Genomic DNA, 15,168 nt, shown 5'->3' with positions numbered 1-15,168 from the left:
GCACGGGGCGCGCGGCGTCGTTGCGGTGGGAAGGGACGGGACCGAGGTCAGTCGCGCAGCGTGAAGCCGACCTTCATCGTGACCTGGTAGTGGCCGACCCTCTGGTCGGCGATGTGGCCGCGGATCTGGCTGACCTCGAACCAGTCCAGGTGCTCGAGGGTCCTGCCGGCACGGTCGATGCCGTTGGTGATGGCGTCGTCGACGCCGGTCGTCGAGCTGCCGACGATCTCGATGACCCGGTACACGTGGTCGCTCACGGATACTCCTCGGGACGGGGCGCGACCGGGCCGGCCACGCGCTGGCAGGGGACCGGCCGGCTCCGGCTGTGCGGAGCCGGCCGGGGTGCTGCGGGTGCGGGGCCTCAGCCGAGCTGGAACGGGTCCCGCGTGCCACCGCTGAGCTCGACGAAGACGGACTTGGTCTCGGTGTACTCGTTCATCGCCTCGACGCCGTTCTCGCGGCCGAGGCCGCTGTGGCCGAAACCCCCGAAGGGCATGTTGGGTGCGACGACCCGGTAGGCGTTGATCCACACGGTCCCGGCGCGGAGCTTGGCCGCCACCCGGTGCGCCCGGTGGACGTCCTTGGTCCAGACGGCACCGGCCAGCCCGTACGGGGTGTCGTTCGCGATCTTCAGCGCCTCTTCCTCGGTGGTGAACGTGACGGCGGAGAGCACCGGCCCGAACACCTCCTCGCGCACGATCGTGTTCTCCGGGGTCACGTTGGTCACCACGGTGGGCTTGACGAAGAGGGCGCCGCGCTCGGCGTCCGCCTCGCCCCCGTAGGCGAAGGTGGCGCCCTCCTCCTTGGCGCCCTTCAGGTACCCGAGGACCTTCTCGTACTGCGGCTGGTTGGCGACCGGGCCCATCTCGGTCTCCGCCTCGAGCGGGTCGCCGAGCTTGATGGTGCTCGCCCGGGCGACGACCTTCTCGACGAGCGCGTCGTGGACGTCGGCGTGCACGATCAGCCGGGACCCGGCCATGCAGGTCTGGCCTGTGGCCGCGAAGACGCCGGCAACCAGACCGTTGGCGGCCGCGTCCAGGTCGGCATCCGGGAAGACGATCTGGGGGCTCTTCCCGCCCAGCTCCAGGGTGACGCGGTTGACGTTGCCGGCGGCAGCCTGCGCGACTTTGATGCCCGTGGCGGTGGACCCCGTGAAGGCGACCTTGTCCACACCGGGGTGGGCGGCGAGACGTTCCCCGGTCGACCGGTCCCACCCGGTCACGACGTTGAGCACACCGGCGGGCAGGCCGGCCTCGAAGAGGACCTCGGCCAGCGCGACGGTCGACGCCGGGGAGTGCTCCGAGGGCTTGACGACACAGGTGTTGCCCGCGGCGAGCAGCGGGGCCAGCTTGAAGGTCAGGAGGAGGAGTGGGGAGTTCCACGGGGTGATGGCACCCACCACACCGAGCGGCTCGCGCCGGGTGTAGGCGAAGTAATTGGCGTTGACCGGCGGGATGGTGCGGCCTTCGAGCTTGTCCGCCAGGCCGGAGAAGTAGTAGTACCACTGCGGCAGCGACCTGAGCTGCCCGAGCATCTCCCGCAGCAGCTTGCCCGAGTCCTGGACCTCGAGGCGGGCCAGCCGCTCGGCGTTGGCCGCGATGGCGTCGCCGCACGCGCGCATGACGGCGGCCCGCTCGAAGCCGGTCTTCTGTCCCCACTCGCCGTCGAAGGCGGCGCGCGCCGCTCCGACGGCGACGTCGACGTCCTCGGGGGAACCGTCGGCGATCCGCGCCCACGGCCGCCCGAGGTAGGGGTTCTGCGACTCGAACGTCTTGCCCGACAGCGCGTCGACGGACCTGCCGTTGATGAAGAGCTTGAACTCCTCGAGCTGGGTGGAGTCGGTGGAGGTCATCGACCTCTCCTTTCTCTGGATGTGGCGTCCGACACGCTGGCCTGAGCCGAAGGTAGGAGTGCCGGTGCACCCCGGCTATCCGCGGAGCGAAGGGGTGTGGCCGCAGAGCGCAGTCCTCACGGCGACGTGCGCGCAGGACCCGGCGCCGCAGGGAGAGGCCCGGCGGGCGAGGTCCTGTCGTCAGGACCGGAGGGTGTGGCTCGGCAGTTCGCCGAAGTGGTCCCGGTACTGCTGCGCGAAGCGGCTCTGGTGGAAGAAGCCCCACTTCATCGCCACGTCGGTGACGCGCACCCGTGACGGGTCGCTGCGCAGCAGCTCCGCCCGGACGCGGTCGAGCCGGACCCGCCGCAGGTAGGCCATGGGGGACTCGCCGAAAGTCTGCTGGAACGACGCGTGCAGCGTGCGCACGCTCATGCACCCCACCCGGGCGAGTTCGTGCAAGGTCAGCGGCTCGTCGGCGTTGGCCTCCATGTACTCGACGACCGGGGCCAGCCGGCCCAGTCGCACGGCCTCGGCGGGGGCGCGCAGCGCGTCGGTGAACTGGTGCTGACCGGCGTGGAGCAGCTGGGTCATGACGAAGGCCTCGAGCTGCTCGCGCGCCAGCGGCATCTCCGCCAGGCCGTCGGGACGGTCGAGTTCCTCGGCCAGGAACCGCACGGCGTGCAGGAGGCTCCGACCGGGGCCGGTCGTCAGGTCCAGCCCGAAGGTGAAGTCGATGACGTCGGTGACCGGATGGCCGAGCAGCTCGCCGAGATGGGTTTCCAGGCTGCTGCGCGGGATCTTGAGGATGAGCTGCTCGGCCTGCGGGGTCCAGCGGACGGTGTTGCGCTGCACCGGGCTGAGGACCAGGCCGCGCTCGGCGGCCAGCGTGCGCTCGCGGGCGCCGTCCGTGCGGTCGGCGTCGGTCTGCCCCGCGGTGGTCAGGTTGATGTGGTAGCAGTTCTCCGTGGCCGGCATGACCAGCTCGGTCGAGGCGTGGTACGTCAGGTAGCCGAGCGTGAAGTGGTGGTCGGACACCGCGTTCAGGGTCATGTCGACGCGGTCGTCCGAGGCCCTCAGGTCGTGCGGCAGGTAGATCCGCGTGACCGCGTCGCACGCCTCCTCCAGGCTGCGGGTCGCGATGACGGGGAAGTGGAGGAGCGGGCAGTCGGACTGCTCCTCGCGGTCGGCACGATCGAGAGTGTCGGTGGGCAACCTGGACCTCCGGGAGCGCCGCTCGGTCGTCGTCGGCCGGGCTGTGGCGTGCGCTACACGTGCGGAGACTATGCCGCGGAGGACGACAGCGACATCCGCCCAGCGCACTCCGATGTCCGCCCCGCGCATCTGCGGCGGCCTCCTCCCGGGCAGCTCCGGGATCGGCTGGTCGGCTGCGCTCTCCGGATTGTGCGGTGCGGTCACCCGTGGTCGGCTGCCGACGCCGGTGGGCGCTCGGCCGCCCCCGTCCCCCAGACCTCGAGGAGTGGACACACGATGAGCCTGACGGCCACCGAGGCGGGCAGGGACGCCGGCGCCGACCGGGCCCTGCGCGAGATCGAGGCGCGGGTCCTCTGGTTGGCGACGGCGATCGTCGACCACGCCAACCGGGTGCGACCCAATCCCACCGGGCTCAAGGTCGGCGGGCACCAGGCGTCCAGCGCGTCGATGGTGACGATCATGACCTCCCTGTGGCTGGAGCAGTTGACGGCCGAGGACAGGGTGGCGGTCAAGCCGCACGCCTCGCCGGTGCTGCACGCGCTGGAGTACCTGCTCGGCCAGCTCGACGCGTCCCATCTGACGACGCTCCGCGCGTTCGGTGGCCTGCAGAGCTACCCCAGCCGGCTCAAGGACCCGGTTCCGGCGGACTACTCCACCGGGTCGGTCGGCATCGGGGCCACGGCGCCGATCTGGGGTGCGCTGGCTCGCCGGTACGTCAACACCCAGCTCGGCGCCGGCGGCACCGGGCGGCAGTGGTCACTGGTCGGCGACGCCGAACTCGACGAGGGCGCCGTGTGGGAGACGGTCGTCGACCCCATGGTCGCCGAGCTCGGTGAGGTGGTCTGGGTTGTCGACCTCAACCGGCAGTCCCTCGACCGCGTCGTCCCCACGATGGGCGCCACCCGCCTGCAGGGCATGTTCGCCGCGGCCGGCTGGCAGGTGCTCACGGTCAAGTACGGGCGGCTGCTCGAGGAGGTGTTCGCCCGGCCTGGCGGCCCGGCACTGCGCAACCGCATCGACGACATGTCGAACCCCGAGTACCAGCGCCTGCTCCGCCACGACCCGGCCGACCTGCGCCGGCTGCTGCCGGGAGACGGACCGGCGGCCGCGGACATCGCGGAACTCATCGCCGAGGTCCCGGACGCCGACCTGACCGCGGCCGTCCGCAACCTCGGCGGCCACGACCTCGCCGCGCTCCGGGACGCCTTCTCCCGGATCGACGACACCCGGCCGACGGTTGTCCTGGCCTACACGCTCAAGGGCTACGAGCTGGCCACGGAGGGGCATCCGCAGAACCACTCTGCCCTGCTGACCGAGACCCAGCTGCGCGAGCTGGCCGGGCGCCTGGGCGTGGACCTGGCCGACCCCTGGGCCCGTTTCCCGGAGGACAGCACCCCGGCCCGGCTGCTCGACGCCGCGGCGCGGCGCTTGCAGCGCCCGGCGTACGAGGCGCAACCGGCCCCGGACGTCCCGTCCGACCTGGGTCGCACGCCATCGGGGACGGCGACGACACAGGCCGCTCTCGGCCGCACCCTGCTCGACCTCAACCGCGCCGCGCCCGAGGTGGGCCGCCGGGTGGTCACCGTCAGCCCCGACGTCAGCTCGAGTACCAACCTCGGCGGCTGGGTGAACAAGGTCGGCGTCTGGTCCCACGAGGACCGCCGCAACTGGTTCGCCGACGACCCCGAGACGATCCTGCACTGGCGGGAGCGGCCCACCGGCCAGCACATCGAGTTGGGCATCGCCGAGACCAACCTCGTCGGCGCGCTCGGCGAGCTGGGGGTGACCTGGAGCCGCTGGGGCCAGCCTCTGCTGCCGATCGGGGTGCTCTACGACCCGTTCGTGGGGAGGGCGCTGGAGCCGTGGTCGTTCGGGATCTACGCAGGCGGGCAGTCGATCCTCGTCGGGACGCCGTCGGGCGTGACGCTCGCCCCCGAGGGCGGTGCCCACCAGTCGATCACGACGCCGTCCATCGGGCTGGAGCAGCCCGGCTGCGTCAGCTACGAGCCCGCGTTCGCTCTCGACACCGAGTGGTGCCTGCTGGCGGCGCTGTCCCAAGTGGGCAGGCCGGGCGGGAGCTCGGCGTACCTGCGGCTGTCCACCAGGCCGGTGGACCAGGACCTGGCCGCCGTCCCGGCCGACCCGGCCGCCCGGGAGCGCAGGCGCCGCCAGGTCGTCGCTGGTGCCTACCCGATGCGGCGGCACCCCCGACCGGTGATCACCGTCGTGGCCATGGGGGCCCTCGTGCCGGAGGCCCTCGCCGCCGCCGGGCGCCTCGACGCCCTCGGGTTCGGCGCCGACGTCGTCTGCGTGACCAGCCCCGGCTCGCTGTTCCGGGCGCTGCAGGGCCGGCGCGCACTCGACGAGACCCCCGGGTGGGTGCTCGACAGCGTGTTCCCGGCGGACCGCGCCGCGCCGATGGTCACCGTGCTCGACGGACACCCGCACACCCTGGCGTTCCTCGCCGGGATCCGGAGCGTGCCGGCCACCCATCTGGGCGTGACGTCCTTCGGGCAGAGCGGTGACCTGGACAGCGTCTACCGCCACCACGGCCTGGACGTCGACTCGATCGTCGGTGCTGCCCTGGACCTGGTCGACTGACAGTGAGGACGTGGGTGAGCCCCGCAGCAGTCGTTCCTGACCCTTCGACTGACTGACTTCGCATCTTCGACGCGATCTGTCGGTTCGGCCCGCTGCGGGGCTCGCTGTGCACTCATCCGGCTTGGTGGTGTGACCTCACAGGAGCCTGTGCCAGCAGGTCCCATCGCGGTCTTGTCCGCCCGCCCGGCGGTGCGTGCCGCCCTGCCGATCGAGTGACGAGGACGGCGATGACCACCAGACGCAACAGCCCTCGCCAGCTCGTGCCGATCTTCGGCGGGGTGGACCCCACGCCGACACTCACATCGCCTGCCTGGCCCGCCACCTGACCGCTGCCGGCTTCGACCTGCGCTGGGATCCCCGCACCAGGCCTACGTCCCACGCCGCACTGCCCAAGGACTCGCCGAGAAGGACATCGTCCGCTGCCGCAAGCGATACATCGCCCGCGAGCCGTACCACCTGTTCGCCCCGCCCGAACAGCTTGACGATCCATAGGAGCATCGTCCCGGGAACCGGCTGGATCAGACGAGAAAGCGGTAGGCCGTCGTCCCCGGGGTCAGGTGCTGGATCCGCAGTGGGCTGGCCTCGATGCGGGCGAGCAGGCCGGCGAGGTCGCCGGTCGAGCCGATCTCGATGCCGGTGAGCGCGGCGCCGGTCTCGCGGTTGTCCCGCTTGACGTACTCGAACAGGACGATGTCGTCGTCGGGCCCCAGGACCTCGTCGAGGAAGCGCCGGAGGGCGCCGGGCTCCTGCGGGAACTCGACGAGGAAGTAGTGCTTGAGCCCCCGGTGCACGAGGGAGCGCTCGACCACCTCGGCGTACCGGCTGACGTCGTTGTTGCCGCCGGAGAGCAGGCAGACCACCGTCTGACTGGGCCGGACGGACACCAGCCCGCCGGTCAGCGCCGCGCTGGCCAACGCCCCAGCGGGCTCGGCGATGACGCCGTCCACCTGGTACAGGTCCAGCATCTCGGTGCAGATCTGGCCCTCGGGCACGGGGACCAGTTCGGCCCCGGAGTCGCGGACCAGCGGATAGGTGACGTCGCCGGCGCGGCGGACGGCGGCGCCGTCGACGAAGGAGTCGATCTCCGGCAACTCGACCGGGCCGCCGGCGGCCAGGGCGGCGGCCATGTTCGCCGCCCCGGCGGGCTCGACGCCGACGAGCCGCGTGGCTGGGCTGTGGGCACGCAGCCAGGTCGCGCACCCGGCCAGCAGCCCGCCGCCGCCGACGGGGAGGACGACGACGTCGGGTGGTGTACCGAGCTGGTCGAGGATCTCCACGGCGACCGTGGCCTGGCCGATTACCGTCGACAGCGCATCGAACGCCGGCACCAGCGTGGCGCCGGTGAGCCGTGCGCGATCTGCCGCGGCGGACGCGGCCTCGTCGTAGGAGTCGCCAGCCACCACCAGGGTCACCGTGTCCCCGCCCAGGGCGGCGATGCGCTCGCGCTTCTGCCGGGGCGTCGTCCCCGGCACGAAGACCTGGCCGCGCACGCCCAGCGTCCGGCAGGCGTAGGCGACCCCCTGGCCGTGGTTGCCGGCGCTCGCGCAGACCACGCCCGCGGACCGGTGCGTCTCGTCCAGCCCAACGATCGTGTTGTAGGCGCCCCGCACCTTGTAGGAGCGGCCGACCTGGAGGTCCTCTCGCTTGACCCGGACATCCGCGCCGGTGACCGCCGACAGGCGGCCGTTGCGCTGCAACGGGGTCATCTCGGCCACTCCGGTCAGCCGGCGCCTGGCCGCCCGCACCTGTGCGGTGAACCAGTCGAGGTCCAGCCGCGTATCGGTCGTCACGAGGTCATTCTCACCGCTGGCCGACGCCCGGCCGCATGACGGGGAGCACTGCACCCACGACCGCGCGGACGAACGTCAGGAGAAGCGCTGCTCCAGCTGCTGCACCTCGGGCAGGCCGATGAGGTCGGTGAACTCCCCGAAGGACGGGAGACCGTCGAGCGCGGGGACGCCGTCGGCCTTCAGCGACGCCAGCAGCGCCCTGATGCCCGCCGTCGCGGCCAGCAGCGTCCCGATCGGGTAGATGACCAGGGAGAAGCCGAGCTCGGTCATCCGCGCCAGCGACAGCGGGGGGGTGCGGCCGCCCTCGGCCCAGTTGAACACCAGCGGCGCGACGCCCCGCAGCTCGGCGGCGACCCGCTCGATGTCGGCCTCGGACGTGGGTGCCTCCACGAACAGCAGGTCCGCGCCCGCGTCGGCGTAGGCGCGGGCGCGCGCGAGGGCGTCGTCCACCCCGGTCACGGCCACGGCGTCGGTGCGCGCGATCAGGACCAGGTCCGGGTCCTGCCGCGCGGCGACCGCGGCGCGCACCTTGCCCACCATCTCGTCGGTGCCGATCAGCGCCTTGCCGCTCATGTGCCCGCACTTCTTGGGCATCACCTGGTCCTCGAGCTGGATCCCGGCGACGCCGGCCTGCTCGTAGAGCTGCACCGTGCGGACGACGTTGATCGCGTTGCCGTAGCCGGTGTCGGCGTCGGCGATCACCGGGACGTCGACGGCGGCGGCGATGCGGCGGGCGTTGTCGACCATCTCCGCACCGGTCAGCAGGCCCACGTCGGGGCGGCCGATCAGCGAGGCCGTCGTCCCGAAGCCGGTCATGTAGACGGCGGCGAAGCCGGCCTGCTCCACCAGCCGGGCCGACAGGGCGTCGTAGGCGCCCGGTGCCATGAGCGGTTCGGGTGCCGACAGCAGCTCGCGGAGCCGGGACCGCGGTGCGCGGCCGTTCCCCAACAGGTCCGCCACGGCGGCCTCCTCCGATACGGAGCGGAATTCCTTGTATGCAGTCACGCGGGGTTCACCGGGAAGCATTGCCCATGGAACAGGAACGCCTCTAGTTTGCACACAATCTCCGAGGGGGTGTGACGGCTGACACGCTCGCTGACCTCCGCCGAACGGGCGCTGGCCACCCTGCGCGACATGATCATGGGCGGCGACCTGAGCCCCGGCGCGCGCCTGGGCGAGGTCGAGCTCGCGGACCGCCTCGGGGTGAGCCGGACGCCGGTGCGCGAGGCGCTCTCGCGGCTGGCTGCCGAGGGCCTGGTGCAGGTGGTGCCCAACCGCGGCGCCCGGGTCGCCACGTGGACAGTCACCGAGCTCGAGGGCGTCTTCGACCTGCGCTCCAGCCTCGAGCCGCAGCTGACCGCACACGCCGTCCCGAACGCGACGCCCACCGACGTCGAGGAGCTCGACGCGCTGGCCACGCGCATGCACGAGGTCGGCAGCCCCGGTCCGCAGCAGGACCTCGACGCCCTCGTCCCGCTCAACCGCGCCTTCCACGACCGGCTGGTCGTCCTCGCCGCGCACCCGACCCTGGCCGCCGCGCTGGCCGCGGCGATCCACCCGCCGATCGTCCGGCGCAACTTCCTCACCTACGACGAGGCGTCGCTGCGCCGCAGCCTCGCCCACCACAGCGAGATCGTCGCCGCCCTCCGCGCCGGCGACCCCGACTGGGCTCGCGCCGTCATGACCTCGCACATCGCCAACGCCCGGGCCGTCATGGTCCGGGCGGCACGGCTGCAGACCGAGAAGGCGACCCGAGAAGAGGAGACCGCATGAGCTACCGGCTCGGAGTGGACGTCGGCGGCACGTTCACCGACGTCCTGCTCGTCGACGAGGACAGCGGCGCCACCTGGCGGGCCAAGACCGCCTCGACGCCGGCCGACCAGGCGGTCGGGGTGCTCACCGGCATCGGAAGGGCCTGCGCCGACGCCGGCATCGAGCTGAGCGAGGTCGCGCAGGTGCTGCACGGCACCACGGTCGCGACCAACGCCATCCTCGAGGGCAAGGGCGCCACCGTCGGCCTGGTCACCACCCGGGGGTTCCGGCAGGTCCTGCAGATCGCCCGCTCGTTCGTCCCGGGCGGGCTGGCCGGCTGGATCATCTGGCCCAAGCCCGAGCCGCTGGCCGACCTGGAGAACACCGTCGAGGTCGAGGAGCGGATCGCCAGCGACGGCTCGGTGGTCCGGCCGCTGGACGAGGACGGCGTCCGCGCCCAGTTGGGGAAGCTGGCCGGGCAGGGCATCCAGGCGCTCGCGGTCAGCCTCATCAACTCCTTCGCCGACCCCTCCCACGAGCGGCGGATCGCCGCGATCGCCGCCGAGGTGCTGCCCGGCGTCCCGGTGTCGCTGTCCTCCGACGTCCTCCCGGAGCTGCGCGAGTACGAGCGGACCCTGACCACCGTCGCCAACGGCTACGTCCAGCCACAGGTCGCCCGGTACGTGCAGCACCTGTCCGCCGGCCTGCACGAGAGCGGCGTCTCCGGTGAGCTGGCCATCCTGCGCAGCGACGGCGGGCTGCAGTCGGCGCAGGCCGCGGTCGATGCCCCCGTGACCATGCTGCTGTCCGGACCGGCCGGCGGGGTCACCGGCGCGGTGTGGGTCGCCGAGCAGTGCGGCCACCGCGACCTGATCACCTTCGACATGGGCGGCACGTCCACCGACGTCGCCCTGGTCCAGGACCTCACCCCGCGCATCGGCCGGGAGACGAAGGTCGGTGACCTCACCGTCCGGGCCTCCAGCGTCGACATCCGCACCGTCGGCGCCGGCGGCGGGTCCATCGCGCACGTCCCGGAGCTGACCCGGGCGCTGCGGGTCGGCCCGCAGTCGGCCGGCGCCGACCCCGGCCCGGCCGCGTACGGCAAGGGCGGCACCGAACCCACGGTCACCGACGCCAACGTCGTCCTCGGCTACCTGCCCTCGTCGCTGGCCGGCGGGGAGATCACCCTGGACGCCGAGGCGTCGCGGGCCGCGGTGGGCAAGGTCGCCGAGGCGATGGGGCTGGACTCCCCGGAGGCCGCGGCCGCCGGGATCGTCGACATCGTCAACGAGAACATGCTGGGCGGCCTGCGGCTGGTCTCGGTGCAGCAGGGCTACGACCCCCGCGACTTCGCGCTGGTCGCCTTCGGCGGCGCCGGACCGCTGCACGCCAACGCCCTGGGCCGGCTCACCGGGGCCTGGCCGGTCATCGTGCCGCCGTCCCCGGGGGTGCTCGCCGCCTTCGGCGACGCGACCACCAGCCGGCGCGACGAGTCCGCCCGCACCGTGCTGCGCCGGTTCGGGCAGCTGACCGGCGCGGAGCTGGCCGCGATCCTGCGCGAGCTCGCCGACGAGGCCGGGGAGCGGCTGGCGGCCCAGGGCCTGCCGCACGCGGACCAGACGGTCGGCTTCCAGGTCGACGTCCGCTACCACGGGCAGGGCTTCGAGATCCCGGTGGACGTCGACCCGGCGTGGCTGGACGCGGGCGACGACGCCGGTGCTGGCGAGACCAGCACGGCGCTGGTCGAGCTCGGGCGGGCCTTCGACGCCGAGCACGACCGGCTGTTCTCCTTCCTGCTCGACGTCGACCACGAGCTGGTCAACGCCCGCGCCACCGTCACCGGGCCGCGACCCGACGTCGCCCCGGTGCACCTCGAGCAGGGGGACGGCGACCCCCGGGCCGCGCTGGTCACCGAGCACCCCATCCACGTCGGGGGCGAGCAGGTGACCGCCGGGGTCTACGACCGGGAGCGGCTGCGCGCCGGCGACGTCGTCCCCGGCCCGGCGATCGTCACCGAGATGGACTCCACGACCCTCGTCCTGCCCGGGCACGCCGCCACCGTCCACCCCTCGGGCTCGCTGCTCATCAACCCCGTGCAGGAGGGCTGAGCGCCATGGCACGCATCGTCGAGACCGCGACCGGCGAGGTGGAGCGGGTCGATGTCGACCCGGTGACCCTCGACCTGATCGAGAACGGGCTGCGCAACGCCCGCTACGAGATGGACGAGGTGCTGTTCCGCACCGCGCTGTCGCCGGGCATCCGCGAGCAGCACGACGAGTTCCCGCTCATCGGCGACCCCAGCGGGAAGATGGTCGTCGGCCAGTTCGGCCTGTCCATCCCCGACTTCCTCGAGGGCTTCGACGACACCGTCGAGGAGGGCGACGTCCTGCTGACCAGCGACCCGTACGCCTGCGGGGCCGCGATCAGCCACGCCAACGACTGGTTGCTGGTGATGCCGGTCTTCCACCAGGGATGGGTCGTGGGCTGGGCGTCGATGTTCGGGCACATGTCCGACGTGGGCGGCAAGACGCCGTCGTCCATGCCCACCGACGCCCGGACCATCTACGAGGAGGGCGTGGTCATCCCGCCGTTCAAGCTGTACCGGAAGGGGCAGCTCAACGAGGACGCGCTGCGGATCATCCTCAACCAGGTCCGCATGCCCGACTGGAACCGGGCCGACCTCAACGGCCTGGTCGCCGCCTGCCGCACCGCCGCCCGCCGGGTGGTCGAGATGTGCGAGCGGTTCGGGACGGCGACCTACCTCTCGGCGCTCGACGCGCTGCTGCAGCGCAACCACGACGCCATGAAGGTGCTGCTGCAGACGGTGTTCGAGGAGGGGCGGACGCTCTCGTTCACCGACTACATCTGCGACGACGGCGTGGGCAACGGCCCGTACGAGCTGAAGCTGTCGCTGACCCGCACCGGCGAGAAGGTGCACCTGGACTTCACCGGCTCCTCGCCGCAGGCGGCCGGGCCGATCAACTACTACATCAACGAGAACCTGACCCGGATGTTCTTCGGGATCTACATGATCACCGTGGCCGATCCGCAGATCCTCTGGAACGACGGGTTCTACCCGCTGGTCGACGTCACCATCCCGGACGGTTCCTACTGGAAGCCGCGGCACCCGGCCGCCCTCAACGGCCGCAACCACGGCATCGGGCGGGTGTTCGACCTGTTCGGCGGGCTGCTCGGGCAGACCAACCCGGCGCTGCTCAACGCCGCCGGCTTCTCCTCCTCGCCGCACTTCATGTACTCGGGGCACTACTCGTCGGGCGAGCGGGAGGGGGAGTGGTTCCAGCTGTACTCGATCGGCTTCGGCGGCATCCCCGGCCGGCCGCTGGGTGACGGCCCCGACGGGCACTCGCTGTGGCCGAGCTTCGTGAACATCCCCTGCGAGTACCTCGAGTCCTACTACCCGCTGCGGATCGAGACGTGGGAGACCGTCGCCGACACCGGCGGCCCCGGGCTGCACCGCGGCGGCAACGGCGTCGACGTCGCCTACGTGTTCGAGGAGCCCGGCGAGATCGCCATCCACGACGACCGCTGGCTGACCCACCCGTGGGGGGTCAACGGCGGGCACCCCGGCGCGCGCGGCCGCAAGTGGATCGACCGCGCCGACGGCACCCGGGAGATGCTGCCGTCCAAGTGCCACGGGGTGCCGGTGTCGCCGGGCGACGTCCTGCACTTCGTCACCTGGGGCGGTGGCGGCTGGGGTGACCCGCTGGAGCGTGACCCGGAGCTGGTGGCCAAGGAGGTCCGCCGCGGGCTGGTCACCCAGGACGGCGCCCGGCGGTACGGGGTGGTGGTGTGCGACGGCGGCGAGGTGGACGTCGAGGCGACCGAGACCCTCCGCGACCAGGTCCGCGCCGACCGCCCCGGCGACCTGCCCGTCTTCGACATGGGCCCGCCGGTCGAGGAGCTGCTCGCCCGGTGCGAGGAGGAGACCGGGCTGCCCGCGCCGAAGCGCCCGGTGTGGGCAGCGGGATGAGGACCGTCGGTGCGCGCGAGACCTGCACACCGGTCGTCGTGACCGCCCCGATCGGCGCCGGTGTGCAGATCTCGCGGCCGGGGTGGGTCCGATGAGCGTCCCCGAGCCGGCACCCGGACCGCACGGCTCGGCGTTCTCCGGCCGGGTCGGCTGGGGGAGCGCGCCCGCGCTCGTGGTGGTCGACCTGGTGCGCGCCTACACCGACCTCGACGGGCCGTTCGGGCTGCCCGACCCCGGGCCCGCGGTGGCGGCCACGCAGCTGCTGGTGGACGCCGCCCGGACGCACGGACACCTGGTCGTGTGGACCGTCGTCCGCTACGCCCCGGGGCTGGGGGACGCGGGGTTGTTCGTGCACAAGGTGCCGGCGCTGGCCTGCTTCGTCGAGGACGCGCCGGGCGATTGGGGCGACCTCGCGCTGCGACCGGAGGCGGGGGAGCCGGTGCTGGTGAAGCAGTACGCCTCGGCGTTCTTCGGGACCTCCCTGGCGTCCACGCTGCGGGCGGCCGGGGTGGACACGGTGGTGGTCGCCGGCGTCTCGACGTCGGGCTGCGTGCGGGCCACCGCGATGGACGCGCTCAACAACGGCTTCCGCCCGCAGGTGGTGCGCCAGGCCTGCGCCGACCGGACGCCGGCGCTGCACGACAACAACCTCGCCGACCTCGACGCCAAGTACGCCGACGTGGTCGACCTGCCCGAGGCACTGGCCCACCTCTGACCGCTGCCACCGGCGAGGATGGGCCGGTGCCGAGGACCAGCGCGGGCGTGCTCCTGTACCGGCGAGACCCCGACGGCGGCGTCGAGGTGCTCATCGGGCACATGGGCGGTCCGTTCTGGGCGCGCAAGGACGACGGCGCCTGGTCGATCCCCAAGGGGGAGTACGGCGACGGCGAGGACCCGTTCGCCGTCGCCCGCCGCGAGTTCGAGGAGGAGCTCGGCTCGCCGGTGCCCGCCGAGGACTTCCTGCCCCTCGGCCAGCTGCGCGGCAGCGGCAAGCTGCTCACCGTCTGGGCCGCCGAGGGCGACCTGGACGCCGCGACCTGCCGCAGCAACACCTTCGCGCTGGAGTGGCCGCCGCGGTCGGGGCGGGTGCAGGAGTTCCCCGAGGTCGACCGCGCCGGGTGGTTCGCCCTCGACGCGGCCCGCGCCAAGCTGGTCACGGGGCAGGTGCCCTTCCTCGACCGGCTCCGCGACCGGCTGACTGCGTGACCGCCTGCTGTGACCGTGGTGACGCCTGACACGTCCTGGGAGTGGCGGGACCGAGTCGTCTCGGAAGTCCCCGGAACCCTGCTGACGCCGTCCTAGCGTCCGGGGCGCCGTCGGGCAGGCCGGCGGTCCACCAGCAGGAGAGCGCGGTCATGACCACCTCGGAGCAGTTCCCCACCACCCAGCCGTACACGCCGCACGCCTATGGGTTCCCCAGCCCGGCGAACGGTCAGGTCTACGGCGGACAGCCGATGCCGCCGGCGCCGGCCGGCCCGTACCTGCCGCCTTCGGGCCCGATCGGCAAGGTCCGCGGCACGGGCGTCGTCATCCTGCTGTCGATCATCACCTTCGGCATCTACGGCCTGGTCTGGATCTACTCGGTCCACGACGAGATGAAGCGGCACACCGGCAACGGCCTGGGCGGCGGCCTGGCGCTGGTCATCTCGATCATCTTCGGCATTGCGACGCCGTACATCATGAGCAGTGAGGTGGGCGGCCTCTACGAGCGCGCCGGTCGCGCCAAGCCCGTGAGCGGGGCCACCGGGCTGTGGTACTTCCCCGGCGCCTTCCTCCTCGTCGGCCCGATCATCTGGCTGGTCAAGACCAACGGCGCCCTCAACGCCTACTGGCGGTCGCTCGGCGCCCGCTGACGCCGACCGCACCTCGACCGGCCGCACCGCCGACCCGGCGGTGGGGGGGGGGGGGGGGGGGGGGGGGGGGGGGGGGGGGGGGGGGGGGGGGGGGGGGGGGGGGGGGGGGGGGGGGGGGGGGGGGGCTGCTCGGCC

The 15,168-nt window shown here is 72.8% G+C and carries 12 protein-coding genes; 7 read left to right on the top strand and 5 right to left on the bottom strand.

Annotation, left to right across the window (positions count from 1 at the left end; all coding sequences use genetic code 11):
- Nucleotides 1–47 precede the first annotated feature (47 nt).
- The 3 genes from ACI79I_RS09175 to ACI79I_RS09165 all read right to left on the bottom strand — a co-directional run bounded on the left by ACI79I_RS09175 (nt 48) and on the right by ACI79I_RS09165 (nt 3,046).
- Nucleotides 48–257: a dodecin gene (locus ACI79I_RS09175; protein WP_456992009.1), complete on the bottom strand. Its 210-nt coding sequence runs from the start codon at nt 255–257 to the stop codon at nt 48–50.
- Between the two features lie 104 nt (nt 258–361).
- Nucleotides 362–1,852 (bottom strand): aldehyde dehydrogenase, encoded by a 1,491-nt coding sequence (locus ACI79I_RS09170; RefSeq protein ID WP_456992008.1) that lies wholly within the window; start codon nt 1,850–1,852, stop codon nt 362–364.
- Between the two features lie 180 nt (nt 1,853–2,032).
- Entirely contained in the window at nt 2,033–3,046 is a 1,014-nt protein-coding gene (locus ACI79I_RS09165; RefSeq protein ID WP_456992007.1) for an AraC family transcriptional regulator, read from the bottom strand.
- A gap of 276 nt (nt 3,047–3,322) precedes the next feature.
- On the opposite strand from ACI79I_RS09165, the gene ACI79I_RS09160 reads away from it, so the two are divergent.
- Nucleotides 3,323–5,647, top strand: coding sequence for a transketolase-like TK C-terminal-containing protein (locus tag ACI79I_RS09160; protein ID WP_456992006.1), 2,325 nt, complete (start codon nt 3,323–3,325; stop codon nt 5,645–5,647).
- 518 nt (nt 5,648–6,165) lie between these two features.
- Here ACI79I_RS09160 and ilvA read toward each other — a convergent pair.
- Together ilvA and ACI79I_RS09150 are read right to left on the bottom strand one after the other, a co-directional pair.
- On the bottom strand, nt 6,166–7,437 hold the full coding sequence (ilvA, locus tag ACI79I_RS09155) for a threonine ammonia-lyase IlvA (protein WP_456992005.1): 1,272 nt from the start codon (nt 7,435–7,437) through the stop codon (nt 6,166–6,168).
- Between the two features lie 75 nt (nt 7,438–7,512).
- On the bottom strand, nt 7,513–8,397 hold the full coding sequence (locus ACI79I_RS09150) for an isocitrate lyase/PEP mutase family protein (protein WP_456992004.1): 885 nt from the start codon (nt 8,395–8,397) through the stop codon (nt 7,513–7,515).
- A 123-nt stretch (nt 8,398–8,520) separates the two neighbouring features.
- On the opposite strand from ACI79I_RS09150, the gene ACI79I_RS09145 reads away from it, so the two are divergent.
- The 6 genes from ACI79I_RS09145 to ACI79I_RS09120 all read left to right on the top strand — a co-directional run bounded on the left by ACI79I_RS09145 (nt 8,521) and on the right by ACI79I_RS09120 (nt 15,033).
- Nucleotides 8,521–9,210 (top strand): GntR family transcriptional regulator, encoded by a 690-nt coding sequence (locus tag ACI79I_RS09145; protein WP_456992202.1) that lies wholly within the window; start codon nt 8,521–8,523, stop codon nt 9,208–9,210.
- Nucleotides 9,207–11,297, top strand: a complete 2,091-nt coding sequence (locus ACI79I_RS09140; protein ID WP_456992003.1) for a hydantoinase/oxoprolinase family protein — start codon at nt 9,207–9,209, stop codon at nt 11,295–11,297. Before ACI79I_RS09145 ends, ACI79I_RS09140 begins: the two co-directional genes overlap by 4 nt.
- Nucleotides 11,298–11,302: 5 nt before the next feature.
- The gene (locus tag ACI79I_RS09135) at nt 11,303–13,180 is read left to right on the top strand and encodes a hydantoinase B/oxoprolinase family protein (protein WP_456992002.1); all 1,878 of its coding nucleotides are present in this window, start codon (nt 11,303–11,305) and stop codon (nt 13,178–13,180) included.
- A 91-nt stretch (nt 13,181–13,271) separates the two neighbouring features.
- On the top strand, nt 13,272–13,895 hold the full coding sequence (locus tag ACI79I_RS09130) for an isochorismatase family protein (RefSeq protein ID WP_456992001.1): 624 nt from the start codon (nt 13,272–13,274) through the stop codon (nt 13,893–13,895).
- Between the two features lie 26 nt (nt 13,896–13,921).
- On the top strand, nt 13,922–14,386 hold the full coding sequence (locus ACI79I_RS09125) for an NUDIX domain-containing protein (RefSeq protein ID WP_456992000.1): 465 nt from the start codon (nt 13,922–13,924) through the stop codon (nt 14,384–14,386).
- A 149-nt stretch (nt 14,387–14,535) separates the two neighbouring features.
- A complete protein-coding gene (locus ACI79I_RS09120; RefSeq protein WP_456991999.1) occupies nt 14,536–15,033 on the top strand; it encodes a DUF4234 domain-containing protein in 498 nt (165 codons plus the stop codon).
- Nucleotides 15,034–15,168 lie beyond the last annotated feature (135 nt).

Source organism: Geodermatophilus sp. SYSU D01105, assembly GCF_054050095.1.
This window is presented reverse-complemented; position numbering and strand designations above follow the sequence as displayed.